The sequence below is a fragment of the Photobacterium sp. DNB22_13_2 genome (genome assembly GCF_052873915.1).
The window spans coordinates 1-292 of sequence record NZ_JBNNXU010000096.1; the positions used below are offsets into that span (position 1 = coordinate 1).

1 protein-coding gene is annotated in these 292 nt (G+C 63.4%); it reads right to left on the reverse strand.

Features of this window, described 5'->3' with window-relative positions; genetic code table 11:
* Positions 1 to 292, reverse strand: a 292-nt coding sequence (locus ACVA58_RS27950) for a methyl-accepting chemotaxis protein (RefSeq protein WP_446513501.1), incomplete at both ends; no start/stop codon positions are given.

A 292-nucleotide genomic window follows, 5' to 3' on the forward strand; every position in this document is an offset into this window, starting at 1 on the left:
GGATGTTGGTCTGGAAGGCGATGCCCTCGATGATGCCGGTGATGTCGGCAATCTTGCTGGAGCGGTCGCTGATGTCCTGCATGGTCGACACCACTTGGCTCACCACCGTGCTGCCTTTCTGCGCCACTTCCGATGCGTTGGCTGCCAGCGCCGTGGCTTGCTGTGCGTTGTCGGCGTTCTGCTTCACGGTGGAGGTCAGCTCCTCCATGCTGGCCGCTGTTTCCTGCAGTGACGACGCCTGTGCTTCCGTGCGTTGGCTCAGGTCGGCGTTGCCGGCGGCGATCTGCTTGGC